This is a genomic window from Ruegeria sp. CF8, from assembly GCF_056537285.1.
Genome location: NZ_JBQFRG010000003.1, coordinates 113,966 through 139,390, shown reverse-complemented (window position 1 = coordinate 139,390; position 25,425 = coordinate 113,966). Strand labels below are relative to the sequence as shown.

The following is a 25,425-nucleotide window of genomic DNA, read 5'->3' as shown; positions in this document are numbered from 1 at the left end:
CCGGTTAGGACATCGCTGCTGTCAGGGCGTTCAGCTTGCCGAGCGGATCGTCGCTGTTCCAGATCTCGTCCCCAATGCCGAAGAAATCGGTGCAGGGGGCAAGGGCGCGGATCAGGTCGGGCGTTAGCCCACCTTCGGCCACAACCGGAACTTCGATCATCTCGGACCACCACTGGAACAGATCCTTTTCGGCACGTGTGCCGTCGCCCAAAGCGCCGGTGCCAACCGGACCGAAGGCCACATAATCGGCACCGTTTTCTCCCGCTGTCATACCATCATGGCTTGAGGCACTGCAAAAACTGCCAACAATTGCATCTGCGCCCAACTCCTTGCGCGCAGCACGGACCGAGCGTGCACCGTCGTCCAGATGCACCCCGTCCAGACCCAGACGTTGCGCCAGCAGTACATGGTTCGAAATAACGATGGCCACATCGCGCGCATGGGCAACTTCGCGGCAGGCATCTGCCGCACGGGAAAGGGTGTCTTCGTCGCTTCCGGCCAGCGCCAGACGGATGCAGGCGATGTCGGCCCCGTCAAGTACCGTCGCCAGTTTGTTTGTGAACGTGCTCAACTCAATGGTCGGAGGCGTGATCAGGTAAATCTGCGGCTGCTCGGGGGTGTCCATGGGCGCGTCCTTCGGCTTTTGGTCTTTGGCGCGGTTTAGCGGATTGCGGCGGGGAAGCAAACTTTTTAGCCCGCCAAGCAGGTATTTGGAAACAGAAGAAGCGGATCGGCTTGCCCTGTTAACGCTGTCGGATTAGAGCGGGCGGAACTTTTCGGAGACAGCCATGCCCAGCGATACATCTCAGCCCTCTTTCGTGCTCGTGCGCCCGCAGATGGGCGAAAACATTGGGGCCGCCGCGCGTGCGATGTGGAATTTCGGTCTGGACCGTATGCGCATCGTGGCCCCGCGCGACGGCTGGCCGAACCCCAAAGCCGTGGCCATGTCCAGCGGGGCGGGGCGGCTGCTGGATGAGGCCCAACTGTTTGACGATCTCGCCGGATCGCTGGCCGACAGCACGTTTGTCTTCGCGACCACAGCCAGGCAACGCGGGTTGACCAAACCGGTCTACAGCCCAGAGCGTGCGATGCAGATCGCGGCTGAGAAAGTCGCAGCAGGTGAGAAAGTCGCCGTGCTGTTCGGTCCCGAGCGTGCAGGGCTTGAGAATGAAGACATCGCAAAGGCCAACGCGATCATATCCGTTCCGGTGAACCCGGAATACGCCTCGCTGAACCTGGGGCAGTGCGTGTTACTGACCGCCTATGAGTGGATGCGCCAGACCGGAGACGTCGTGCACGAGACCACCGATTTGGGCAAGGGCGACTGGGCCACTGGGATCGAAGTGGAAAAACTCGTCGAGCATTACGAGGATCGTCTGGAAGAAGCCGGGTTCTTCTATCCCCCCGAAAAAGCAGAGGGTATGAAAGTCAATCTGCGTAATCTGTGGTCGCGGATGCGGATGACGCGGGCTGATGTGCAGATGCTGCATGGGATCATGCGGCAGATGGTCCGCTGGAAAGACAAAAGCTGAGGCTGGACCTATCTTCCACCAAGCCCTAGCTTGCGACAAAATCAGGACATGAGGACAGCATGAGCGGTAAGCGCAGCATCTTCGAAGAGGTCTCGGACACCGAAAAACAACAAGCCGTGCAACCGGGAATGATAGACCGGCGACGCGGTGGTGCACGTCAGGCGATCCGCATTTGGCTGATGGTCCTGTTTGCTTTGGTTGTTGTGATGATTGCGGTTGGTGGCCTGACGCGTCTGACTGACAGTGGCCTTTCGATCACGGAATGGCGGCCGATCACCGGGGCCATCCCGCCGATGAATGAGGCGGATTGGCAGGCGGAATTCGACAAATACAAGCAGATCGACCAATGGCGCATACAAAACCAATGGATGGAGTTGAATGATTTCAAGTTCATCTACTGGTGGGAATGGGGCCACCGTCAACTGGGCCGTGTGATTGGTTTGGTTTGGGCCGTTGGCTTTTTCGGTTTCCTTGCGGCGCAAAAAATCCCAACCGGCTGGACCGGTAAGCTGTTGATTCCAGGTCTTTTAGGTGGCGTTCAAGGTGCGGTCGGCTGGTGGATGGTCGCCTCGGGTGTGACGCAGGGCGAGGGGATGACCGCCGTTGCAAGTTATCGACTGGCCACGCATCTGGGACTTGCCTTTGTGATCCTGGGCTTTCTGGCGTGGTACATCTTTGAACTTGGCCGCGCAGAACGCGACCTGATGCAGGCGCGCCGCGCGAAAGAGGCGAAACTGTTCTCGCTTTCCACCGGTCTGATGCATTTCGCCTTTTTACAAATACTCATCGGGGCGCTGGTTGCCGGGATTGACGCCGGGCGGTCTTACACCGACTGGCCCTTGATCGGTGGGCAAGTTTTCCCACCGGATGCCACAGCGCTGGAGCCAATGTGGCGGAATTTCTTTGAAAGTCCCGGATTGGTGCAATTCATCCACCGCTGTGCGGGATATCTGCTGTTCATCTTCGCTTTCATCGTTTGGCGTCGTGGCGGGACCAGCGCGCATCCGCAGACACGTTTTGCCTTCAACGCCGCCTTTGCTGCGCTGGCATTGCAGGTTGTCGTCGGCATCGTGACTGTTGTCTACGGTGCGCCCTGGCAGATCGCTATCTTCCATCAGTTCATGGCCGTTGTCGTCTGGACCCTGATCCTGCGCGCCCGGTTCTTGACCGCTTATCCCATCGCAACATCCCTGCGCGGAGTATGATCCTATGACCGCTTTCAACGAGCTTATGGCCTTTCAGCGTGAAACCTCGGCTTTGGGCCAGATTGCCGGGCGGCTTGGCTGGGATCAGGAAACCGTCATGCCGCGCGGTGCGGCCCCACAGCGTGCCGAAGAAATGGCGGCGATCGAGGCTGTGCTTCACGCACGAAAATCTGACCCACGCGTGGCTGAGTGGCTGGAACAGGCGGCACCTCAGGATGAGGTCGGTAAAGCGCAAATTCGTGAAATCCGCCGTGCATATGAACGCGCTGTGAAAGTGCCAGCCGATCTGGCAACGACAATTGCCCGTGTCACGTCCGCTGCACAGGGAACCTGGGCACAGGCCCGGGCGGATGAAGACGTTTCCGCATTCCTTCCGGTTTTGGAAGAAGTGGTCTCACTCAAGCGTCAGGAGGGTGAGGCATTGGCGCAGGGGGGTGACGTCTATGACGCCATGGTCGAGGATTATGAGCCCTATACAACCGGCGCACAAATCGCGGCCATTTTTGATGAAATGCGCCCACGTCTGGTGGCTTTGCGCGCCGCCGTACTGGACCGACCGGAACCGGCAGCCCTGAATGGCAGCTTTGATGAACAAACTCAGATGCGCCTGACGCAAAAGCTGGCGACAACTTTTGGCTATGACCTGAATAACGGCCGCGTGGACAAAGCGGTGCATCCGTTCAGCTCGGGCAGCGGTTTGGACGTGCGTATCACCACGCGCACCAGTGAAACGGATCCGTTCAACTGCTTCTATTCCACCATTCACGAGGTCGGCCATGCTGCCTATGAACAGGGTATCGATGAAGCCTACCTGCTGACCCCGCTTGGGTCCGGCGTTTCAATGGGTGTGCACGAAAGCCAAAGCCGGATCTATGAGAACCAGCTTGGCCGTTCGCGGGCCTTTACCGGTTGGCTGTTCAGCCAGATGACTGAGGCTTTTGGAGATTTCGGCATCGCCAATGCAGATGCGTTCTATGCGACCGTTAACCGCGTCCACAACGGATACATCCGCACCGAGGCTGATGAGGTTCAGTACAACCTACACATCATGCTGCGTTTTGATCTGGAACGCGCCTTGATGGCCGGGGATTTGCAGGTGAGCGAACTTGAAACCGCGTGGAACGACCGATTCAAGGCAGATTTCGGTTACGCTGTCGACAAACCTTCGAATGGCTGTTTGCAGGATGTGCACTGGTCTGTTGGGCTGTTCGGCTACTTCCCGACCTATTCCCTTGGCAACGTTTACGCTGGCTGCCTTTATCAGGCTCTGCGTGCAGCCGTACCGGGACTGGACGCGCAACTGGCCAAGGGTGACACCTCGGGCGCTACAGGCTGGTTGCAGGATCAGGTTCAGCAACATGGCGGCCTATACGCACCACGTGACATCATCGCGCGTGCCAGCGGTGTAGAGCCGGGGCCAGAGCCATTGCTTTCGTATCTGGAAGAGAAGTTCGGCGCACTATACGGTCTGTGAGCCGCCATACACGCGCCCTTTGCGTTCTGAGTTCTGGCACTATCCCCCGCTTGCAAGCGCGCGACGGGTTAGTTTTTGTTTTTACTTATTTATTTTTCTACCTGAAGTTGTTTTTCGTCCAAGACGGCATCGCTTTGCACAGGGCTGAAATTATCTGTTTCGCCTGTGAGGTGTTTTGTTTAGTCGCGTTACAGTCGCAGCACATTGTTGGCATTGCCCGAGCAGTTTTTTCAGTGAATTCATTTGTTTCCAACTTTCCGGCAATAAGTGGTGAGTGAAAGATTGTTGCGCTAAAGTTTACAGAATTACTAAAATTCACCTGAAATTTGGCGCAAAAGTGGCCAAAATGTGGTGCGCCCATTATAGATTTTGGACGTTTAGTCGAACACTCTAAGCGGGTGTGGCTGGTAAAAAGTGATTCAAGGTAGGGGTTGAAAACATGGCGCTTAGACGAAACGTTGCCGCGATTGCGGTTGCCGGGATGATTGTTGGCAGCGCGGCTTCGGCATTGACGGTATCGGGGATAACGCCGTCATGGAACAACGTGAATCCGACGACAGGCGTGACTGAAAGCACAACGGGTTCAACGATCTCATTGCGTTGGGGAAGCGGCAGCAGCCAGAGCGGGTATGATTTCACACCTACCGGCACACCGATTGCCGGGTTGCTGCCAAACACGGCTTTCGAGCTTGGTGAATTCACGCATCTGAACTTTCCTATCTATGGACCGACCTTGAACTCTGTTGACCTCTCAGTTGATATTCTCATTGAAAACGGTCCGCTCGTGTCTTCGACATTCGCTCTGACGCATGATGAAACCCTCAATCGTCCGAGCAACTGCCCTTCGAACACAACGCCATGCGATGACATCGTGACAATCACCAATGCGCTTGGGTCTCAGAATTTCACCTTTGGCGGTCAGAACTTTGTGTTCTCGGTACTTGGGTTTTCTCAGGATGGTGGCAGCACGATTTCCAACGGCTTCTTGACTGTGGAAAACATGCAGAACACCGCAACGCTGTACGGCCAATATACAATTGCGCCTGTTCCATTGCCTGCCGCTGGTTGGTTGCTTTTGGGTGGTATTGGTGGCCTGTTCGCTTATGGTCGCCGTCAAAAGAGGAAAGCGGTCTAGTCACTGATTTTGCTCTGTGCGCTCGTCAAAGCGATCAGCAGGGCTTAGGAAACAAAAAAACCCGAGGTGTGCTCACCTCGGGTTTTTGTTTGTCACGGTTTGGACGGGCTACTCTTCTGTCTCGTCCTCACCCTGATCGGCGATCCAGGCTACGCTGACAACCTCTTCGCCTTTACCAGTGTTGAAGACACGGACACCACCCGCACTGCGAGACCGGAAGGAAATTCCTTCGACCGGAACGCGGATTGACTGGCCTTTGGACGTGGCCAGCATGATCTGATCGTCGATTTCAACCGGGAAGGATGCCACAAGCTCACCGCCGCGCATCGCCTTGTCCATGGCTGCCACGCCCATACCGCCGCGTCCGCGGACAGGGTAGTCGTGGCTGGAGCTTAGCTTGCCTGCGCCGCCTGTGGTGATGGTCAGTATCAGGTTCTCGGCGGCCGACATTTCGGCATAACGTTCCTGAGTGATCGAGCCGGGGGCTGCTTCATCCTCGTCCGTCTCACCGTCGTCGGCAATGCCGGCCACAGCGCGGCGCATCTTGAGGTATGCCGCGCGTTCGTCCGGGTCGGCCTCGAAATGGCGAATTACGGACATCGAGACCACGCGGTCGCCGTTTGTCAGTTTGATGCCGCGCACACCGGTGGATTCGCGCGAGTTGAAAACGCGCACGTCGGTGGTGCGGAAGCGGATCGCGCGGCCCGAATTGGTGACCAGCATCACGTCTTCGTCTTCCGAACAGATGCGGGCATTCACCAGTTCCACATCCTCGGGCAGCTTCATCGCGATCTTGCCGTTGCGGCGGACATTGGTGAAGTCCGACAGACGGTTGCGGCGCACGTCGCCCGCGCTGGTGGCGAAGACGATTTGCAGGTTTTCCCATTCTTCATCCGGCACATCCACGGGCATGATAGCGGCGATGGACACACCGGTCGGGATCGGCAGGATGTTGACGATCGCCTTGCCCTTGCCGGTCCGGCTGGACTGCGGCAAGCGCCAGGTCTTGAGCTTGTAGACCATACCTTCGGTGGTGAAGAACAGCAGCTGGGTATGCGTGTTCGCCACGAAGAGGTTGGTAACGACATCCTCTTCCTTGGTCTGCATCCCCGACAGACCCTTGCCGCCACGTTTCTGAGCACGGAAGTCGGCCAGCGGCGTGCGCTTGATGTAACCGCCCGAAGTGACGGTCACGACCATGTCTTCGCGCTCGATCAGGTCTTCGTCTTCCATGTCGCCGGACCAATCGACGATCTCGGTGCGGCGGTCGACGGCGAATTGTTCACGGACACTGCGCAGCTCATCTGCGATGATGCCCATGATGCGCTCGCGCGAAGACAGAATATCCAGATATTCCTTAATCTTGGCAGCCAAGTCTTCCAGCTCGTCCGTGACTTCTTTTACACCCAATTGGGTCAGGCGTTGCAGGCGCAGTTCCAGGATCGCGCGGGCCTGAACTTCGGTCAGATTATAGGTGCCGTCGTCGTTCATCTTGGACAACGGATCGTCGATCAGGCGCAGGTAGCCTTCGATCTCGGATGCCGGCCAACGGCGGGTCATCAGTTTTTCGCGTGCTTCGGCGGCGTCAGCAGATGAACGGATGGTGGCGACCACCTCGTCCACGTTCGACACGGCCACGGCCAGACCACACAGGATGTGGCTGCGTTCGCGTGCTTTGCGCAAGTCGTAAGCGGTGCGACGGGCAACAACGTCCTCGCGGAAGTCGATGAAGGACGTCAGGAACCGGCGCAGGGTCAATTGTTCAGGGCGGCCTCCATTCAAGGCCAGCATGTTGCAGCCGAAAGATGTCTGCATCGGCGAGAATCGATAAAGCTGGTTCAGGACCACCTCGGGCGTGGCATCCCGCTTAAGCTCGACCACGACGCGTACGCCATTACGGTCGGATTCGTCCTGCACGTGGCTCACACCTTCGATGCGTTTCTCACGCACCGCTTCGGCGATCTTTTCGATCATCGAGGCTTTGTTCACCTGATACGGGATCTCGTCCACGACAATCGCATATCGATCCTTGCGGATTTCTTCGACACGGGTCTTGGCGCGGATGATGACGCTGCCGCGGCCTTCCAGATAGGCCTTGCGCGCACCAGAACGGCCCAGCATCACTCCGCCGGTTGGGAAATCAGGGCCGGGGACGTATTCAATCAGTTGCTCTGAGGTCAGGTCAGGATCGTCAATCAGCGCCAGCGTGGCGTCGACCACCTCGCCCAGATTGTGTGGCGGAATGTTGGTCGCCATCCCAACGGCGATACCACCGGCGCCATTGACCAGCATATTTGGGAAACGCGCGGGCAGGACGGTCGGTTCTTTGTCCTTACCGTCGTAGTTATCCTGAAAATCGACCGTCTCTTTTTCGATATCGGCCAGCAGGGACGCGGCAGGTTTGTCCATGCGTACTTCGGTATAGCGCATCGCCGCTGGGTTATCGCCGTCCATTGAGCCAAAGTTGCCCTGACCATCTAGCAAAGGCAGCGACATCGAGAAATCCTGCGCCATTCGTACCAGCGCGTCATAGATAGCTGAGTCACCGTGCGGGTGGTATTTACCCATTACGTCGCCAACGGGGCGCGCAGATTTGCGGTAGGCTTTGTCGTGGGTATTCCCCGTCTCGTGCATGGCGTACAGAATCCGGCGATGCACCGGCTTCAGCCCGTCGCGCAAATCAGGGATCGCGCGGGATACGATGACCGACATGGCGTAGTCCAGATAGGACGTGCGCATTTCGGATTCGATGGAGACCGTCGGGCCGTCGTACACTGGGCGCTCTGGCGGGGTTTCGTCCATGTTTTCAGGAATTTCTGGCGTATCGCTCACGTAAACTGCCCGATCTTTGGCTTGGGTCTATATCTTGTGGATGCACCTTATCAGACCCGGCACATAAGGTGCAAGCAAGCAGCGCATTGAGCGCGAAAAACCACGGTAACGTCCCGGTAACATATTGTTATCCAAGAATTAGAAGGTTTCTGTGCTAGCCTGAAGAGACCTTGCAACAAACCGGAGGTCCGCATGAACCCAAGCGAAACCGAATTGATGCTTAAAGGGTACGGTCTGACAACGGCAGAATTCTTCTACCATATGCCCGACTATATCCACGTCTTGAACACGTTCATCTGGCAGGAATACGACCTTGCGCCGGATCATCCGAAACTGTTCGAATTCATCGATTTCTGGCAGCGAGAGATCGAGGGTCCGCTACATTCCGTCAAGTTTACCCATCGCAAAATGATCGCGCCGGGCGAATGGCGCAACATGGTGGGTGAGTTTCGGGTAAACTAAGCAGATGTGAAAGTCTGACTGAGCATCGAAATACCCGTTCTTATTTAAAGCAAGTCGGGTATGGTGGCAGCCAATTCGTTGGAGCCACAGGATAAAAAACGATGAAACGAGCGGTACTTTTTACTGCAATGCTGAGCCTGAGTGGCCCCGTGTTTGCCGAAGGCGTTCTGGACAAAATCAAAAAAGGCGCTGAAAACACCGCAGATGCGATTGGTCGTGGCGCGGAAAGCGTCGGTGAAACAATTGGCAAAGGCGCTGAGGCCGTCGATGAAACCATAAATTCCACGTCGGACTTGTTGTCCAACGAAGCTACACCGGAAGAAACGCGTACCAAGCTGGACGTGATGGCAGGAGAGATCCTTGATCAGCTGCTTGCCGAAAACCCCGAAGCGCAATCTCTCTATGACGTCAGCGCAGGCTATGCGGCCTTCGACTCGCGCAAGATTTCGGTGTTTCCGGTATCAGCGGGATACGGGCGCGGTGTGGCCGTTTCGAAAGACACCGGGCAGCACACTTATATGAACATGGGCACAGGTGGCGTGGGTGCAGCCATTGGCATTGGTGGCTTTGAGACCAAGTTTGTGATCCTGTTCGAAACCCCGGCAGACCTGGAACACTTCATAACCCATGGCTATGACGCAACGGCGGAAACCGGCGCCATGTACGGGGAAGACCAATCAAGCGAAACCGTGCGTTTTACAAATGGGCGCTCTTTCTTTGTGCTCAGTAAAAAAGGCTGGCGCGTGTCGGCTGGTGCATCCGGCACCAAATTCTGGAAGTCGCCCGAACTGAACTGATCAACCCGAGCAACTGGCACCGCCCAGAACGCAGAACTTGGCGCAATGGGGATGGTTGAGGTGAACATCCGCCTCGGCTTCGGCCAGGCTGTGCCCCATCTCGAATTCGGGTTCATACGGCAGCAAGGTGCAGGCCAGAACGGCAGGGCGATCCGCACCTTTGCGTTTGACCACCATACGTGAACTTGCACACATCACCGCATTGGGGGATTTGTCCAGAATTCCCCAGCAGGCCGTTGTGATTTCCGGCACTTCCACGGTCTCGTCCATTTCCGGGAACAAAACGGTCTGCGCTGGATTGTTCGGGTCGATGTCAAAGCGATTCTTGGCGAAGAACGCCGCATAGCCCGCGCGGCTTTCTGCATCCGTGTCCCCCCAAACAGTTCTGCCTGCGATGGCCATGTTGAAGCCGTGATCTCGCAACCACTCCATTCCGGCAACGGTTTTGTCGAAACTGCCTTTGCCACGCTCTTCATCGTGCAGGTCGGGGCGGTGGTGATCGACCGAGATACGCAGGGTCAGTTTGTCGTTGTACTTGTCTTGCAGGTCCAGCAAACCTTCGCGCATCTTGCGGCGCATCATCGGGGCCATTGCATTGGTCAGGATCAGGACTTCATAGCCACGCTCCAGCGCGGAACGCGTCATCTCGATCATCTCGGGGTTCATAAAGGGTTCGCCGCCGGTAAAGCCGATCTCACGCACGGGCCAATTGCGATCTTCAATCTGATCCAGATAGTCGCGAACCTCTTCAGCGGTCAGATACACCAAAGCGTCATTAGTCGGGCTGCTGGCGATGTAACAGTTGACGCATTCAATATTGCACAGCGTACCTGTGTTAAACCACAGCGTGTCTGGCTGGGTCAGTGAAACTGTTGCGCGGGTCTGCCCGTCCGCCGTCACCAATTTGTCTTGAAACTTGCCGATATTGGCGAGCTGTGGGGCGTTGTCTCTCATTCCCGCATCCGGTTTTTTTGAAGTCGTCGGTTTGAACTAGCGTGTTGTTTGGGATTTGGTAAGGGTGACGCGACGGTTCTGACAGAGTTTTGATGAGCTTTGAGTTTTCAGATTTGATTGCGCTAACATTGGACATGCCGAATGGGGCGAGGTAAGGACAGCTTATGGTTTCACGCGTCATCCCAGTTGATCCTTTTGATCTGATTATTTTCGGCGGTACCGGCGATCTGGCGCAGCGGAAAATCCTGCCTGCGCTGTTCCGGCGGTTCTGTGCAGGGCAATGGCATGAGGATGCAAAAATACTGGCAGCCGCCAGGGCGAACCATACAGCGGAAGAGTTTCGTGAGATGGTTGCCGTCTCTTTGCGCCAACACGCACCGAAGCGGGCGCAGGACAGCCGGGCGCTGACGCGGTTTTTGCAGCGGGTCGATTACGTGTCACTGGATGCAATGACCGCAGAAGGCTGGGATGTTTTGGGCGAAAAGCTGTCGCCGGACAGGATAAGGGCGTTCTACTTTTCGGTTGGTCCAGGTTTGTTCGGCCCGTTGGCCGAGCGGGTCAGGGCGCATGATCTGGCGACGGACGACACCCGCATCGTGGTGGAAAAACCGTTTGGGCATGATTTGGACAGTGCGCGGGCCCTGAATGCCACGCTGGCTGCGCATTTCGACGAAAGCCAGATCTACAGGATCGACCATTATCTGGGTAAGGAAACCGTGCAGAACCTTATGGCTGTGCGCTTTGGCAACATGCTGTTCGAACCCTTGTGGAACAGCCAATATGTCGACCACATCCAAATCACGGTTGCGGAAACCGTCGGGATTTCGGGGCGCGAGGAGTATTACGAGCGCGCAGGCGCAATGCGGGACATGGTGCAAAACCACCTGATGCAATTGCTCTGCCTGATCGCGATGGAACCTCCGGCCAAGTTTGATCCTGACGCAGTGCGCGACGAGAAACTCAAGGTAATCCGTGCGCTTGACCAGGTAGAGCCCCATCACATTGTGCGCGGCCAGTTTGCATTAGGGCCAGATGGGCCGGGATACCGGGACTGCGTTGGCAATCCACGCTCGACCACCGAAAGCTATGTGGCGCTGAAGGCCCACATCAGCAACTGGCGGTGGGCTGGTACGCCATTCTATCTGCGCACAGGGAAGCGGTTGGTGGCACGGTCTTCGGTGATCAATGTCATGTTCAAGGACGCGCCGCATTCGATCTTCGGGGAAGAAGCCGGACGGCACGCCAATGCGCTGTCGATCCGCTTGCAGCCCAACGAAGGGATCACCTTGAAGGTGACGATCAAGGAACCGGGACCGGGTGGGATGCGTCTGGTCGATGTTCCATTGGACATGAGCTTTGCCGAAGCCTTGGGACCAGAAAATCAGGATCCGCCGGATGCTTATGAAAGGTTGGTGATGGATGTGATCAGGGGCAACCAGACGCTTTTCATGCGCGGGGATGAGGTCGAGGCCGCCTGGGCCTGGACCGATCCGATCATCGCTGGCTGGCTGGCGCGCGGGGACGTGCCGAAACCTTATGACAGCGGCAGCACAGGGCCGGGCGACGCCGAGCTGCTGATGAAAAGAGACGGTCGCCGTTGGCAAGGAATCAAGCCATGAATATTCTGGAATATGCAGACCGAGAAATGCTGGCCATCGACGTGGCAAATACTCTGGCGGGTGATCTGGAGTCTGCTTTGCTACATCATGAGACAGTCGCCTTGGCCGTTCCTGGTGGGACAACCCCTGGGCCGGTGTTTGATAGTCTCTGTGCTGCTGATTTGGCGTGGGACCGTGTGCGTGTTTTGCCCACCGATGAACGCTGTGTACCAGCCGATCACGAGCGTTCGAACGAACGTTTGATCCGTGAAAGACTGCTGACCAACCGAGCTTCTGCCGCGCATTATATCCCGCTCTATGTACCCGGTGAGGAACCCGAGGCGGCGTTGCCCGAAATCGAATCCCTGATCGCACCGGTGTTGCCGTTGTCGGTTTTGGTACTTGGGATGGGTGACGACATGCATACGGCCTCTTTGTTTCCAGGGATGGATGGGCTGGCCGAGGCGCTGGACAGTAACGCGCCAACGCTGGCTGTTGCTCGTACAGAGGTGCAGCCAGAGGCGCGCATTTCGCTGACAGCACCGATTTTGGACGGCGCGCTGTCAAAGCACCTTATCATCTACGGTCAGGCAAAGCGCGATGCTTTGGAAAAAGCGATGTCGCTGCCACCGGAAGACGCGCCCATCGCCGCAGTACTGAGCGGCATGACAGTCCATTGGTCGGAGTAAGCTTATGCAACTGGACGCTTTAAAGGTATTGGCAGACGCGGACGGCCGTATCTTGGATCTGTTTGAGGCGGACGCGAACCGGGCCGAGGCTTTTTCGGCTTCAGCCGGGGATATGCTTTTTGATTACTCCAAGACGCAGATCGACGAAAACGTGCGCGCGGGGCTGATCCAACTCTGCGTAGACGCCGGTCTTGCGGCGCGGCGCGACGCGATGTTTGCCGGTGAGAAGATCAACGAAACCGAGGGTCGCGCGGTGCTGCACACGGCCTTGCGCAATCTGGACGGTGGGCCGGTCGACGTGGATGGTCAGGACGTCATGCCCGAGGTTCTGGACACGCTGCAACGAATGCGGGTCTTTGCCGAAGAAGTCCGCGGTGGTGCGATTGCGGGGGCAGGGGGCAGCTTTACCGATGTGGTCAATATCGGCATCGGCGGGTCGGATCTTGGTCCTGTCATGGCAACACACGCGCTGGCGCCGTATCATGATGGGCCGCGTCTGCACTATGTTTCGAACGTGGATGGCGCGCATATCGCGGACACGCTGCGCCAGTTAGATCCGACGCGGACTCTGGTGATTGTCGCCTCGAAAACCTTCACGACCATTGAGACAATGACCAATGCGCGCACTGCGCGCGCCTGGATGTCCGAAGGCGGAGGCGATCCATCCCGGCAGTTTGCCGCCGTATCCAGCGCATTGGACAAGACGCAGGCGTTTGGCATTCCCGAAGCGCATGTATTCGGTTTCGCCGATTGGGTCGGTGGGCGTTATTCGGTCTGGGGGCCAGTGGGCCTGCCGGTCATGATCGCTGTCGGCTCAAACGCGTTTGATGCGTTTCTGCGTGGTGGGCAGGCGATGGATCTGCATTTCCGCTCGGCGGATTGGACCGAGAACATGCCCGTCATGCTGGCGCTGGTCGGTATCTGGCATCGTCAGGTTCTGGGCCATAGCAGCCGCGCCGTGCTGCCCTATGATCAGCGGCTGTTGCGGCTGCCAGCCTATTTCCAACAGTTGGAGATGGAATCGAACGGCAAATCAGTAGCCATGGATGGGTCTTCGCTGACTATTCCGTCGGGTCCTGTGGTCTGGGGCGAGCCGGGCACAAATGGTCAGCACGCGTTCTACCAATTGATTCATCAAGGCACGGATGTCATCCCTTGCGAGTTCATGGTTGCCGCCGAAGGGCACGAACCCGAGCTGACCCATCATCACCGCCTGCTATTGGCCAATTGTCTGGCGCAGTCCGAAGCCCTGATGCGCGGCCGGTCACTGGACGAAGCGCGGGACCGTATGGCGGCAAAAGGGCTGACAGATGCGGAACTGGAGCGACAGGCGCGGCATCGGGTTTTCCCCGGCAATCGCCCATCCACCACTCTGATCTATCCGAAGCTCACACCATTTGTACTGGGTCAGATTATCGCCCTTTATGAGCACCGGGTGTTTGTAGAAGGAGTGCTGTTGGGTATCAACTCTTTCGACCAATGGGGGGTAGAGCTGGGTAAGGAACTGGCTACTTCACTTGGCCCAATTGTGGATGGAGCAGAGAGTGCCGAAGGCAAGGACGCGTCCACCGCTTCGTTGGTCGCGTATGCGTTGAAACATCGGGGCTAGCGTCTAAAAACGCAGCGCTTCACTGGCGCGTTGCATTCTTTTATTGTCAGACAATTAAATGCTTGGCAGGGTTCCATCCTAGGAGACGTCTGGATTGACGCAATGGGGCCTGCCCCTAGCTGTTAATGTCAGATGGATAAGGCAGGGGTCATCCAAGACCCCGCCAATGACGGGAGGATGTCCATGCTGGGACAGATGATGACGCAGCCTTTGCTGATTTCGTCGCTGATTGATCACGCAGAGCGCTACCATGGCCAGACCAGTATTGTCTCGGTCGAGACGGATGGAACTGTGACCAAAACCAACTGGGCCGAGATTGCGGTGAACGCCCGACGCCTGGCATCGGCGCTGACAACACTGGGGCTGGAACCGCAAGACAGGATCGGGACTCTGGCTTGGAACAACCGGCGGCATCTGGAGATATACTACGCCACGTCAGGCTCTGGCTTTGTTTGCCATACGGTCAATCCGCGCCTGTTCCCCGAGCAAATGACCTACATCATCAATCACGCTCAGGATCGTGTGCTGTTCTTTGATGCAACTTTCATTCCGCTTGTGGCCGCACTGCATAGTGCGCTTACCGAAGTCAGGCACTTCGTCCTGATGGGGCCACGCAATGAAGAGGCAGCGTCAAAGATCCCTGATCTCAAATTCTATGACGAACTGATCGAAACAGGAGACGCCGGGTTCGTATGGCCTGACTTGGATGAAAACACCGCATCAAGCTTGTGTTATACCTCCGGCACGACGGGCAATCCGAAGGGCGTGTTGTATTCCCATAGGTCTACGATGCTGCACAGCTTTGCGTCGAACACAAAAGATGTAATCGGATATTCCGCGATGGATGTCGTCATGCCTGTTGTGCCGATGTTCCACGTCAACGCCTGGGGGTCGCCCTATGCTTGCGCAATGTCAGGCTCGCGCCTTGTTTTGCCGGGGCCGGATTTACATGGTGAGGCTTTGGTCAACCTGATCGACACTTATGGTGTGACGTTGGCCATGGGGGTGCCCACAATTTGGCAAGGTCTGCTGGCCCATGCCGCCAAATGCGGGACCGAGTTGAAAAGCCTGGATCGAACAGTGATTGGCGGGGCAGCCTGCCCGCCCTCGATGATCGAAACCTTCCGCGAAAACTATAGCGTCGACACGGTTCACGCCTGGGGCATGAGCGAGATGAGCCCTCTGGGTACAGCAAACTACCCTCTGGCCAAACACATGCAGTTACCGTTGGAAGAACAGCACGCAGTCCGTCTGAGCCAGGGCAGACCGCCCTTTGGGGTCGAGCTGAAAATCGTCGATGATGATGGCAATGATCTGCCGCATGACGGCGAAACTCAGGGCGATCTGATGGTGCGAGGGCATTGGGTTCTGGACAGCTACTTTTTGTTGCAGGATCAGCAGCTTCTGCAGGACGGCTGGTTTGCCACTGGCGATGTCGCCACGCTGGACCCGGATGGCTATATGACCATCCGTGACAGATCCAAAGATATCATCAAATCCGGTGGCGAATGGATCAGTTCGGTCGAGCTTGAAAATATCGCGGTCGCGAACCCCAAGCTTGCAACTGCCGCCGTTGTGGGCGTGCCGCACCCGAAATGGGATGAAAGGCCCTTGCTCGTCGCTGTGAAGGCTGAAGGCGAAGACCCAAGCGAAGACGAATTGCTGCGTTTCTTCGAAGGCAAGATTGCCAAGTGGCAAATCCCGGACAAGGTGGTGTTTGTCGATGCGCTGCCGCTGAACGCCACCGGCAAAGTCCTGAAACGTAACCTGCGCGCGGATTTCGAGAATACCCTGACGGGTTGAAATCAGTGTAAGGGGAGAATGGCTCCGGCGGTAGGGATCGAACCTACGACCAATTGATTAACAGTCAACTGCTCTACCGCTGAGCTACGCCGGAACGGTTCGCGCCGTATAGCAACCTGTTTCTGCGGCGTCCAGAGGGCGATTTAGATTTTTCGACGAAAAAACTCGCAACGTCTCCCATGCGCTTACATGGCCTGCTGATCGGATCTGGATCTGGGGGATTTTGGCTCCGGCGGTAGGGATCGAACCTACGACCAATTGATTAACAGTCAACTGCTCTACCGCTGAGCTACGCCGGAACTGAGGCGCGTATAGCAATCCGGATTCCCGGCGTCCAGAGGGGAAGCGCGCGAAGCGCAAAAAATTTTCTACGTTTCAGGCGACGCGATGAAACTGGGCTGTGGCAGACATTTCTCCGCGTGGGAGAACCTTGTTTTTTCCCGCAAGATCAACAAGGTGCGCAAATACGTTCCGTTCGGCTGCCGGTAACAGGGCGGCGGGTGTGTCGGTATAGATACGCTTGGCCAATTGCCGGGCTGTGCCGTCTGCCTGTTCCAAAGCAGACAGAATCTGCGCCTCGCGGGTTTGCCTGTGGTGGATCAACCAGTCCAGGCGCTCGGCAGGGTTTGTGATCGGTGCCCCGTGTCCTGCATGGAATACGGACCAGTTCCGGGCGCGCAAGCGGTGGCACGCCGCCATGAAATCCGTCAAATCTCCGTCCGGTGGTGAGACCAATGAACTGGCCCAACCCATCACGTGGTCCGCGGTGAAACAGGTGTCTTGCCAGCCCAACGCGATGTGATTTCCAAGATGGCCGGGGGTGTGAATGACTTCCAACTGCCAACCATCACCGGCAATGACTTCGCCGTCTGCGACTTCCACGTCCGGGCGAAATGCTGTGTCGATACCTTCGCCACCTCCGGTCATACCTTGCGTAACCAAATTGGTCATGACGTCGCTTCGGCCGGCCTCTGGCCCGCCAAAGGCATAGATCGCCGCGCCCGTCTGTGCCGCCAAAGGAGCGGCGAGGGGTGAATGATCCAGATGCGTGTGTGTCACGACAATGTGGCTTATCTTCTGCCCCGGCTTCAAAGCATCGAGAATCGCAGTCAGATGCGCCTCGTTTTCAGGTCCGGGGTCAATCACCGCGATGTCTCGATCACCAAGCAAATAGGTGTTGGTACCACGATACGTCATAGGCGACGGATTCGGGGCCAGAACGCGCCGCAGCCCCGGTTGCAGATCGACCGCAACACCTGCGGTTGGATTGAAATCGTCAGGTGCCTGCATTCTGCGCTCTTCCTCTTGTCCGGGCGGCCCGCTAGGTTTAGCCCATGTCTTCGCAATGGCTCAAACCCTATCTGCCTCGCAGCCTCTACGCCCGCGCCGCCTTGATTCTGGTTTTGCCGGTGATCGTGCTGCTGCTCGTGGTGGGAATCGCGTTTATTCAAAAGCATCTGGAAGATGTCACCGGGCAGATGACACGTGCTGCTTCGCGCGAAGTGACCCTGATCACAACGATGATCGCGGATGCTGAAACCCAGCAAGAGGCTGTGGCTGCGATGCGTCCCGATTTGCAGGCCCTCGAAATGCAGGCGCGTTTTCTGGGTGTGAACGAAGAACCGATGATCGGTGCGCGGCGCTGGTATGATTTCATCGCGCCGCAAGTTCGGGCTGACCTTCAGGCGAACTTGCCTGATCTGGTTGCTGTTGCTTTGCCAACCAGCCGCGAGGCGCGGGTTTACATGCAGACTCATTTGGGAATTTTGCAGCTGACGTTTGACCGACGCCGGTTATCCCCGGTCGCGCCACATCAGCTGATCGTGACGATGGTGTTTTTCGCCGTGATCATGACTACGATCTCGTTTCTATATATGCGCAATCAACTGCGACCTATCACGCGGTTGGCCGATGCTGCGCAGGCGTTTGGTCGGGGACGGGTCGTGCCGTACACCCCAGGTGGTGCAATCGAAGTTCGTGCGGCCGGGAATGCGTTTCTGGACATGCGCGCCCGGATCGAACGTCAGATCGAGCAAAGGACTCTGATGCTGTCGGGTGTCAGCCATGACCTGCGTACGCCGCTGACCCGTCTGAAGCTCGGGCTGTCCATGCTGCCCGAGGATGAGGCCGCACCTTTGCAGCAGGACGTGACAGAAATGCAGTCTTTGCTGGATGCTTTTCTGGATTTCACACGCGGGGCTGCGGAAGGGTCCCCCGAAGAAGTGCAGCCCGACGTGTTTATCCGTCAGATCGTCGACGATGCCAAACGTGCAGGGCATAAGGCCCAACTGATCAGCGTCGAGGGGCAGGGAACTGTAATGTTGCGACCTGTAGCCATTCGTAGGGCGGTCGAAAATCTGATCGGAAACGCAGTGCGTTATGGTACGCAGGCCGACATCAGCCTGACGCTTAACCCCAAGTCCCTACGCATTCGTGTCGAAGACGATGGGCCGGGCATCCCAGTCGAGGAACGCACCGAAGCGGTCAAGCCTTTCACCCGACTTGACCCGGCGCGCAATCAGAACAAAGGCAGCGGCGTAGGGCTGGGTTTGGCGATCGTGGCGGATATTGCGCGTGCTCATGGCGGAACCTTGCGGCTGGCAAACAGCGAGCGTTTGGGTGGGCTTTGTGCCGACATTATCATCGGTCGATAGCTAAGATTCCCTTGCTAATTAAATGCATGCAATTTTGTGATTTTGTATAAGCATGTCATTCTGACCCCAGTTTTCAAACGACGTGGGGTTCAGAGAAAATGATTAAAGCAGCTCTCAGCAATATCGAGAAAGTAGTCGTTACCGTTACATCATTGTTTGCGCTTGTTCCGATCACGCAATTTGCACGGGAAGCCGAAGATCGAAAATTCGAACGCATGGCCAGCTTCATTGCGCTTGGGGATACTTGCAGCAATTGGATGCAGGAAGAAGTGATTCAGGGGATGGCGTTTGAGCTGAAGCACTTTGTCCAGGAAGATGCAGACGAGTTCGCACCTATTCCGGTTCAGGTCCGAGCAAACCAGGTGATCTATTGCTCATACGTTCTGGATTACTTCCAAGCCGAGTTTGCGAAGGTCTATGGCCCACCAGATCCGGATCAGGAATATTACGAACCAACTGCGGATGAATACTTGGCCATGCTGTATGACGCATCACATTGGTCCGTGCCGATCGATTTTAAAGACTACCTTGTGACCGTCAGAAACCTGCCAAATTCGGCTGGGACACATACGTTCTACGAAACACAAAGCCCCTGGTGGCTGGCTGATAGTGTAGAAGAGTTTCTGGAGTATTAATTCTGCCGGTCTGCGGTGTTTTGGCATGATCTACGTTTTGTATCGTAGTGCAAACAGGCCAGACATTTTGACTTCGCGGGGTTCGGCACGCCAATTGGCTCAAGGGCGACACGTTTATCATTTTCTGTCAAAGCGTTAGGCGGTAATTTGGTAGGCCCGGCAGGACTTGAACCCGCAACCAAAGCGTTATGAGCGCTCTGCTCTAACCAATTGAGCTACAGGCCCGCCACGGCGTCTTGCCTATCACGGTGAACGCCCGCGTCAAGCCTGACCGTTGCAACATGTTGCACAATCGACTAACCCGCCCGCAAAGCATTCATGAGGGACCGACCATGACAGCGGGTAAGAACGGAATCACCTATGCCGATGCAGGCGTGGATATTGACGCGGGCAACGCTTTGGTCGATCGGATCAAGCCTGCAGCCAAGCGGACCAACCGCCCGGGCGTGATGAGCGGGCTGGGTGGCTTTGGCGCGTTGTTCGACCTGAAAGCCGCTGGGTATCAGGACCCGATTCTGGTGGGCGCAACAGATGGTGTCGGAACGAAACTTCGGATCGCGATTGATACCGGCGTCGTGGATGGCGTTGGCATCGACCTGGTGGCCATGTGCGTCAATGACCTGATCTGTCAGGGGGCCGAGCCGCTGTTCTTCCTAGACTATTTCGCGACTGGCAAGCTGGACACTGACACGGCGGCGCGGATCATAGAAGGCATTGCCGAGGGTTGCGCGCAATCCGGCTGTGCGCTGATCGGGGGCGAGACGGCTGAGATGCCGGGCATGTATCCCGATGGTGACTTTGATCTGGCGGGTTTCTCGGTTGGTGCGATGGAACGTGGTGCAGATTTGCCCGCAGGCGTTCAGTCGGGTGACGTGCTTCTGGGTCTGGCCTCGAACGGGGTACATTCCAATGGTTATTCTCTGGTGCGCAAACTGGTCGAACTGTCGGGGCTGGGTTGGGATGTGCCGTCGCCATTTGGTGAAGGTTCTTTGGGTGAGGCTCTGCTGACGCCGACGCGGCTTTATGTCAAACCAGCTTTGGCCGCGATCCGTGCCGGTGGCGTTCACGCGCTGGCTCATATCACAGGCGGTGGTTTGACTGAAAACCTGCCGCGCATTTTGCCTGAAGGGCTGGGGGCCGAGATCGATCTGGACAGCTGGCAATTGCCACCCGTCTTCAACTGGATGGCGGAAACCGGCGGCATCGTCGAGGCCGAAATGCTCAAGACCTTCAACTGCGGCATCGGCCTGATTGTGGTGTGCGAGGCAGGCAAGGCTGATGCGTTGTCGAGCTTGCTGTCCGACGCCGGTGAAACTGTCGCGCGGATCGGCACCGTGACCGAGACGCCTGGCGTTGCCTATTCGGGCAAATTGCTGTGAGCCATAAGCGCGTCGCGATCCTGATTTCCGGGGGCGGGTCGAACATGGTGTCTCTGGTCGATAGCATGACCGGGGATCATCCGGCGCGGCCCTGTTTGGTGCTGTCTAACGACGCGCAGGCAGGCGGGCTGAAAAAAGCTGCGGACCGTGGCATTCCGACCGCAGTGGTTGATCATCGCCCGTACAAAGGGGACCGCGGCGCGTTTGAGGCCGAGCTTTTGAAGCCCTTGCAAGAGGCACAGCCGGACATTGTGTGTCTGGCGGGTTTCATGCGCGTGCTGACAGGTGATTTTGTGTCCATGTTTCAGGGGCGGATGCTGAACATCCACCCCTCTTTGTTGCCGAAATACAAGGGTTTACATACACATGCCCGCGCTATCGAGGCGGGTGATTCCGAACATGGCTGCTCGGTCCATGAAGTCACCGCAGCGTTGGATGACGGTCCGATTCTGGGGCAGGCAAGGGTGCCTGTTGAACGCGGTGATACCCCGGAGTCACTGGCCGCGAGGGTGTTGGTTCAAGAGCATGTTCTGTACCCCGAAGTGTTGCGCCGTTACGCCGAAGGCAACAGGTTGCCCGTCCTGTTGCCCTGATCCCGCTCTGGGTGATTTACACCTGCCCGATAATCGGCCTATGGTCGTCGGTAACGCTCGGGACGAAGAAAAAAACGGGCAGTCACAAAACCAAGAGCGATACTAGTACGGCGCATGAAAACCCTGACGACGACGCAAGAGCTGGCCGACTTCTGCAAGGCCGCTGCAGGCTATCCTTATATCACTGTCGACACCGAATTCCTGCGCGAGCGGACGTATTATTCCAAACTCTGCCTTGTGCAATTGGCGGTCCCTTCTGAAGACGAAGACAGCGCGGTTCTGGTAGATCCCTTAGCCGATGGTCTGTCGCTTGAACCGCTTTACGAGCTGTTCCGTAACGAAGATGTGGTCAAAGTATTCCATGCTGCGCGTCAGGATCTGGAAATCTTCTGGGTTGAGGCCGGCGTGTTTCCTAACCCTCTGTTCGACACGCAAGTCGCGGCAATGGTCTGCGGCTTTGGCGAGCAAGTGGGTTACGAGACCTTGGTGCGCAAGATCTGCAAGCAAGGGGTCGACAAGACCTCTCGGTTCACAGACTGGTCGCGGCGCCCGCTGACAGACGCACAGAAATCATATGCGCTGGCTGATGTGACCCATCTTCGCAAGATTTACGAATATCTGGCGGCTGAGCTTACTAAGACCAGGCGCAGCCATTGGGTGGGCGAAGAACTGCGGACGCTGACGCAAGCCGCGACCTATGACATCCGCCCGGAAGAGGCATGGAAACGGGTCAAGACGCGGACAAACTCGGCCAAGTTTCTTGCGATTGTCAGGGAACTTGCTCAATTTCGCGAAGCTTACGCGCAAGAAAACAACGTCCCACGGAATCGGGTGTTTAAGGACGATGCACTGATTGAGCTGGCGTCAACAAAACCCAAGACGCCCTCGGATCTGGGCGGATCGCGTCTGTTGCTGCGAGAGGCGCGTAAAGGCGCCATTGCCGAAGGAATACTGGCTGCAGTCAAACGTGGTGTGAATTGTCCGGCAGACAGGCTGCCCAAGATCGATACATCGCGCGACAAGCTAAAGGTAAACCCGGCACTAGCCGACCTGCTTCGTGTTCTTCTGAAGTCGAAAACAGAAAGCTCGGGTGTAGCTGCCAAACTGATCGCCACAAGCTCTGAACTGGATCAGATTGCAGCCGGCGAACGCGATTTGCCCGCCATGTCTGGCTGGCGGTTCGAGGTCTTTGGCGAAGACGCTCTGAAACTCTGTGAAGGCAAGATCGCGCTGGCAGCCAAAGGCCAATCGGTCAAGGTCGTCTCTCTTTAGCGCCGTCGTGATTCCAACACATTCTGCTGTCCGACCACGCGAACCAGCCGAATTCCTTCAAGATCCTGACGGCTGACATTCACTGCGTCCGAGACCATTCGTGTGCGTTCGGACCCTTGCGGTGTCTGTTGTTCGGGATAGTCGACGCGAAAAACAAACTCCAACGTGCCGTTCTTGGTGTTCTCTTCGTTGACCACCGGGACAAGACGCGCGCCAAAGGCCCCCTGACGAATGGCCGTGCCCGAGGCATAGATGATTGCGCCTGTAGGTGTGGGTTCAATGCGCAATTCATCAATCTTACCGATCGGTACGCTGGTATCCACAAATTCGGGACGGGAAAACAATCCTCTGCCACCGCTTTGTTTAGGAACAAGAGCGTCCGCTGCATTGGGGTCCGGCGGCGTTTCGGCTTCGACCGATCTGCTGGAACCGAACCAGTTTGACGGGTTCACCCGAGAATCACGCCAGCCGCTGCATGCAGTCAGGGTCAGCGTGGCGATGATAAGAACGGACAGAGATTTTTGCATAGACCCACAGCTTTTCACACGAATTCAAGCAATGGGTTAGCGCAATTTCCTCGCGTTGAAAAGCCACTGCGGGGCTGGACAGCAGGTGGTCGTCGGCATAGGTCACTGGTGGTATCGCAACCAAAAGGATCGCCGCGCCATGGCCACGCCCGCCTTTGAGGACATTGTCGAGGATTTTGAGTTTCTGGAGGACTGGGAAGACCGGTATCGCCACGTCATCGAACAGGGCAAGGCAATGGACGCCTTGGACGACGCGTTCAAGGTACCGGCCACCAAAGTGAACGGGTGCGCCAGTCAGGTTTGGCTGCATCCCATGATCGAAGGGGGCGTGTTCAAATTCGATGGCGACAGCGATGCCCTCATCGTGCGCGGACTGATTGCTGTTCTTCGGTCTTTGTACAATGGATTGCCAGTAGCAGCGGTGCCCAAAGTCGATGCAGGGGCCGAGTTGGCGCGTCTGGGTCTCAACGATCACTTGTCGGCACAGCGATCCAACGGCCTGCGCGCCATGATTGAACGCATTCGTCAGGTGGCGCAAGAGAACGCATGACTTCAGGTTGGGCGGTTTGCCCAATCTGCCAATGTGTTTTCCAGATCGCCGTAGCCCGTGAAACGGCGCTCAAACTCTAATCCCATACGGTCTGCACATTCCCGCGCGCGTGCGGTCAGATCCGGGCTGTCGATCTGGGCCTGATAGATCAGCTTTGTGTAGTTGCCAAAATACATGTCGCGCAGTTCCGGGTGACGATCCAGCCCCAAGGGCTTCCAGACAAAGGCGTCAAATTGACGGGCCAAAAAATCTGTCAGGTAAAAGGCCGTCGTCTCGTCTTCGCCGCGCGCATGAAAGGCTTCGTTCCCCTCGAAGAACGAGTAACAATGGGGGCCTTTCACCATCTCGACGCCCAGCTTTTCGCAGGCTTGTTGCAGCAGGCCACCGGTCCCACAGTCAGCGTAGACCACATAGATCTTGTCGAACTTATCTCGGTGTTTGGCCACCGCATCTTTCACCGCCTGCGTGATCCGTTCCGGATGAACATGCAGAATCGCGGGCAGGCAGGTCAGTGCCATATGGTCCCATCCGTTGCGTGATTTGATGTCCAGAATCTCTCTGGCCAGAGCCCCGCAGGCGATCAGAAGGATACGGCCCGACTCGGTGCTGGAATAGCCTTTGGTTGTTAGACTGGCATCATCGGGCAGGGCGTCTTCTTGCATGGTGTTGCGTCCTCTGAATCTGCCTCTAAATGACGACGAATACCAACATTGAGCAAGCCTTGTTCCGACCTCTGAAGGCAGGCTGCCGACGTTCTTGGTTTGGATTTGCAGCCTAAGGTTTGTCTCTGAGGCCCTTTTAAAGAGGGCGATCCCTATTGTTACAGATTTTCATCCCTGAGGTTTGAAACGAAAAAGGGCCGCCCAAATCGGACGGCCCTTTGGATGAAAGTTCAGGCGGTTTAGCCAGCCAACTGATTGTGCTTGCGGCCAACAAAGTCCTTTGCGGTTTCCACTGCAACCGCAGCATCACGGCAATACGCATCTGCACCGATGGCTTTGCCAAACTCTTCGTTCAACGGTGCTCCGCCGACCAGAACGATATAGTCATCACGGACGCCTTGTTCGACCAACGTGTCGATAACCACTTTCATGTAAGGCATTGTGGTGGTCAGCAGCGCGGACATGCCCAGAATGTCAGGCTGTTCGGTTTCCAGCGCTTCCAGATAGTTTTCGACCGGGTTGTTGATGCCGATATCAACAACTTCGAACCCAGCGCCTTCCATCATCATCGACACAAGGTTCTTGCCGATGTCGTGAATGTCGCCCTTAACGGTGCCGATCACCATCTTGCCAACGCGCGGCGCGCCGGTTTCGGCCAGCAGGGGTTTCAGGATCGCCATACCGCCCTTCATGGCGTTGGCGGCCAGCAGAACTTCGGGCACGAACAGGATGCCGTCGCGGAAGTCATGGCCCACAATGGTCATGCCACCGACCAGAGCTTTGGTCAGAATGTCATAAGGGGTCCATCCCCGCTCCAGCAGGATGTTGGTTCCTTCTTCGATCTCTTCTTTCAGGCCGTCATAGAGATCGTCGAACATCTGCTCGACAAGTTCGTCGTCGTTCAGTTCGGACAGGATGATGTCTTCTTCGTCGGACATGGGGTATTCCCTGTGCTGGGCGGGCCATCGGCCCGTGGTGGCATTTTTTCCGTTTTGGCTAAAACGTCGCATCCTGACTGTGACGATTGCGACGTCGGTCGTTTCGAGACCGACCTATATGTTAA

General features: G+C 56.8%; 23 protein-coding genes and 3 tRNA genes. 16 read left to right on the top strand and 10 right to left on the bottom strand.

Annotated features, from left to right (window positions below):
• Positions 1-4: 4 nt before the first annotated feature.
• A complete protein-coding gene (locus ACR0EV_RS08560) occupies positions 5-625 on the bottom strand; it encodes a thiamine phosphate synthase (RefSeq protein WP_480799703.1) in 621 nt (206 codons plus the stop codon).
• A gap of 163 nt (positions 626-788) precedes the next feature.
• Here ACR0EV_RS08560 and ACR0EV_RS08555 point away from each other — a divergent pair, with 163 nt between their 5' ends.
• The 4 genes from ACR0EV_RS08555 (at position 789) to ACR0EV_RS08540 (ending at position 5,346) form a co-directional block, all read left to right on the top strand.
• Positions 789-1,532 carry an RNA methyltransferase gene (locus ACR0EV_RS08555; protein WP_171668331.1) on the top strand — a complete coding sequence of 248 codons (744 nt, stop codon included), beginning with the start codon at positions 789-791 and terminating at the stop codon, positions 1,530-1,532.
• Between the two features lie 59 nt (positions 1,533-1,591).
• Positions 1,592-2,737 (top strand): heme A synthase, encoded by a 1,146-nt coding sequence (gene ctaA, locus ACR0EV_RS08550; RefSeq protein WP_480799702.1) that lies wholly within the window; start codon positions 1,592-1,594, stop codon positions 2,735-2,737.
• 4 nt (positions 2,738-2,741) lie between these two features.
• The gene (locus ACR0EV_RS08545; protein ID WP_480799701.1) at positions 2,742-4,211 is read left to right on the top strand and encodes a carboxypeptidase M32; all 1,470 of its coding nucleotides are present in this window, start codon (positions 2,742-2,744) and stop codon (positions 4,209-4,211) included.
• A 439-nt stretch (positions 4,212-4,650) separates the two neighbouring features.
• Positions 4,651-5,346 (top strand): THxN family PEP-CTERM protein, encoded by a 696-nt coding sequence (locus tag ACR0EV_RS08540; protein WP_480799700.1) that lies wholly within the window; start codon positions 4,651-4,653, stop codon positions 5,344-5,346.
• Positions 5,347-5,454: 108 nt separating this feature from the next.
• Here ACR0EV_RS08540 and gyrA read toward each other — a convergent pair whose 3' ends face one another.
• A complete protein-coding gene (gyrA, locus tag ACR0EV_RS08535; protein WP_480799699.1) occupies positions 5,455-8,178 on the bottom strand; it encodes a DNA gyrase subunit A in 2,724 nt (907 codons plus the stop codon).
• Positions 8,179-8,370: 192 nt separating this feature from the next.
• On the opposite strand from gyrA, the gene ACR0EV_RS08530 reads away from it, so the two are divergent.
• The gene (locus ACR0EV_RS08530) at positions 8,371-8,640 is read left to right on the top strand and encodes an usg protein (protein WP_171090293.1); all 270 of its coding nucleotides are present in this window, start codon (positions 8,371-8,373) and stop codon (positions 8,638-8,640) included.
• A gap of 101 nt (positions 8,641-8,741) precedes the next feature.
• Positions 8,742-9,437, top strand: a complete 696-nt coding sequence (locus ACR0EV_RS08525) for a lipid-binding SYLF domain-containing protein (protein WP_480799698.1) — start codon at positions 8,742-8,744, stop codon at positions 9,435-9,437.
• Here ACR0EV_RS08525 and ACR0EV_RS08520 read toward each other — a convergent pair whose 3' ends face one another.
• Positions 9,438-10,391, bottom strand: a complete 954-nt coding sequence (locus ACR0EV_RS08520; RefSeq protein ID WP_480799697.1) for a radical SAM protein — start codon at positions 10,389-10,391, stop codon at positions 9,438-9,440. It lies immediately after the preceding gene.
• A 164-nt stretch (positions 10,392-10,555) separates the two neighbouring features.
• Here ACR0EV_RS08520 and zwf point away from each other — a divergent pair, with 164 nt between their 5' ends.
• The 4 genes from zwf to ACR0EV_RS08500 all read left to right on the top strand — a co-directional run bounded on the left by zwf (position 10,556) and on the right by ACR0EV_RS08500 (position 16,090).
• Positions 10,556-12,010: a glucose-6-phosphate dehydrogenase gene (gene zwf, locus ACR0EV_RS08515; RefSeq protein WP_480799696.1), complete on the top strand. Its 1,455-nt coding sequence runs from the start codon at positions 10,556-10,558 to the stop codon at positions 12,008-12,010.
• A complete protein-coding gene (pgl, locus tag ACR0EV_RS08510; protein WP_480799695.1) occupies positions 12,007-12,678 on the top strand; it encodes a 6-phosphogluconolactonase in 672 nt (223 codons plus the stop codon). Before zwf ends, pgl begins: the two co-directional genes overlap by 4 nt.
• Before the next feature lie 4 nt (positions 12,679-12,682).
• Positions 12,683-14,287, top strand: a complete 1,605-nt coding sequence (gene pgi / locus ACR0EV_RS08505; RefSeq protein ID WP_480799694.1) for a glucose-6-phosphate isomerase — start codon at positions 12,683-12,685, stop codon at positions 14,285-14,287.
• Between the two features lie 183 nt (positions 14,288-14,470).
• Entirely contained in the window at positions 14,471-16,090 is a 1,620-nt protein-coding gene (locus ACR0EV_RS08500; protein WP_480799693.1) for a long-chain-fatty-acid--CoA ligase, read from the top strand.
• 19 nt (positions 16,091-16,109) lie between these two features.
• Here the strand turns inward: ACR0EV_RS08500 and ACR0EV_RS08495 are convergent.
• The 3 genes from ACR0EV_RS08495 to ACR0EV_RS08485 form a co-directional block, all read right to left on the bottom strand.
• A tRNA-Asn gene (locus tag ACR0EV_RS08495) sits at positions 16,110-16,184 on the bottom strand.
• A 130-nt stretch (positions 16,185-16,314) separates the two neighbouring features.
• Positions 16,315-16,389 (bottom strand) — tRNA-Asn (locus ACR0EV_RS08490).
• Between the two features lie 76 nt (positions 16,390-16,465).
• Complete coding sequence (locus ACR0EV_RS08485; protein ID WP_480799692.1) at positions 16,466-17,380, bottom strand: MBL fold metallo-hydrolase; 915 nt, start codon at positions 17,378-17,380, stop codon at positions 16,466-16,468.
• Positions 17,381-17,424: 44 nt separating this feature from the next.
• Between ACR0EV_RS08485 and ACR0EV_RS08480 the strand changes: the two genes are divergently transcribed.
• The gene (locus ACR0EV_RS08480; protein WP_480799691.1) at positions 17,425-18,744 is read left to right on the top strand and encodes an ATP-binding protein; all 1,320 of its coding nucleotides are present in this window, start codon (positions 17,425-17,427) and stop codon (positions 18,742-18,744) included.
• Between the two features lie 98 nt (positions 18,745-18,842).
• Complete coding sequence (locus tag ACR0EV_RS08475) at positions 18,843-19,379, top strand: hypothetical protein (RefSeq protein WP_171090273.1); 537 nt, start codon at positions 18,843-18,845, stop codon at positions 19,377-19,379.
• Between the two features lie 148 nt (positions 19,380-19,527).
• Here ACR0EV_RS08475 and ACR0EV_RS08470 read toward each other — a convergent pair.
• A tRNA-Ile gene (locus ACR0EV_RS08470) sits at positions 19,528-19,604 on the bottom strand.
• Between the two features lie 107 nt (positions 19,605-19,711).
• Here ACR0EV_RS08470 and purM point away from each other — a divergent pair.
• From purM to rnd, 3 genes are all read left to right on the top strand, one after another.
• Complete coding sequence (purM, locus tag ACR0EV_RS08465; RefSeq protein ID WP_480799690.1) at positions 19,712-20,758, top strand: phosphoribosylformylglycinamidine cyclo-ligase; 1,047 nt, start codon at positions 19,712-19,714, stop codon at positions 20,756-20,758.
• The gene (gene purN / locus ACR0EV_RS08460) at positions 20,755-21,351 is read left to right on the top strand and encodes a phosphoribosylglycinamide formyltransferase (protein ID WP_480799689.1); all 597 of its coding nucleotides are present in this window, start codon (positions 20,755-20,757) and stop codon (positions 21,349-21,351) included. The genes purM and purN overlap by 4 nt, the downstream gene beginning before the upstream one ends.
• Before the next feature lie 114 nt (positions 21,352-21,465).
• Positions 21,466-22,623, top strand: a complete 1,158-nt coding sequence (gene rnd, locus ACR0EV_RS08455) for a ribonuclease D (RefSeq protein ID WP_480799688.1) — start codon at positions 21,466-21,468, stop codon at positions 22,621-22,623.
• Here rnd and ACR0EV_RS08450 read toward each other — a convergent pair.
• Positions 22,620-23,150 (bottom strand): hypothetical protein, encoded by a 531-nt coding sequence (locus ACR0EV_RS08450; protein ID WP_480799687.1) that lies wholly within the window; start codon positions 23,148-23,150, stop codon positions 22,620-22,622. The two genes, rnd and ACR0EV_RS08450, sit on opposite strands and share 4 nt — an antisense overlap.
• A 139-nt stretch (positions 23,151-23,289) precedes the next feature.
• On the opposite strand from ACR0EV_RS08450, the gene ACR0EV_RS08445 reads away from it, so the two are divergent.
• The gene (locus ACR0EV_RS08445) at positions 23,290-23,700 is read left to right on the top strand and encodes a SufE family protein (RefSeq protein ID WP_480799686.1); all 411 of its coding nucleotides are present in this window, start codon (positions 23,290-23,292) and stop codon (positions 23,698-23,700) included.
• 2 nt (positions 23,701-23,702) lie between these two features.
• Here the strand turns inward: ACR0EV_RS08445 and ACR0EV_RS08440 are convergent, their stop codons facing one another.
• Positions 23,703-24,362, bottom strand: coding sequence for a DUF1638 domain-containing protein (locus ACR0EV_RS08440; RefSeq protein WP_480799685.1), 660 nt, complete (start codon positions 24,360-24,362; stop codon positions 23,703-23,705).
• A gap of 239 nt (positions 24,363-24,601) precedes the next feature.
• Entirely contained in the window at positions 24,602-25,300 is a 699-nt protein-coding gene (locus ACR0EV_RS08435; RefSeq protein WP_171090262.1) for a corrinoid protein, read from the bottom strand.
• Between the last annotated feature and the right edge of the window lie 125 nt (positions 25,301-25,425).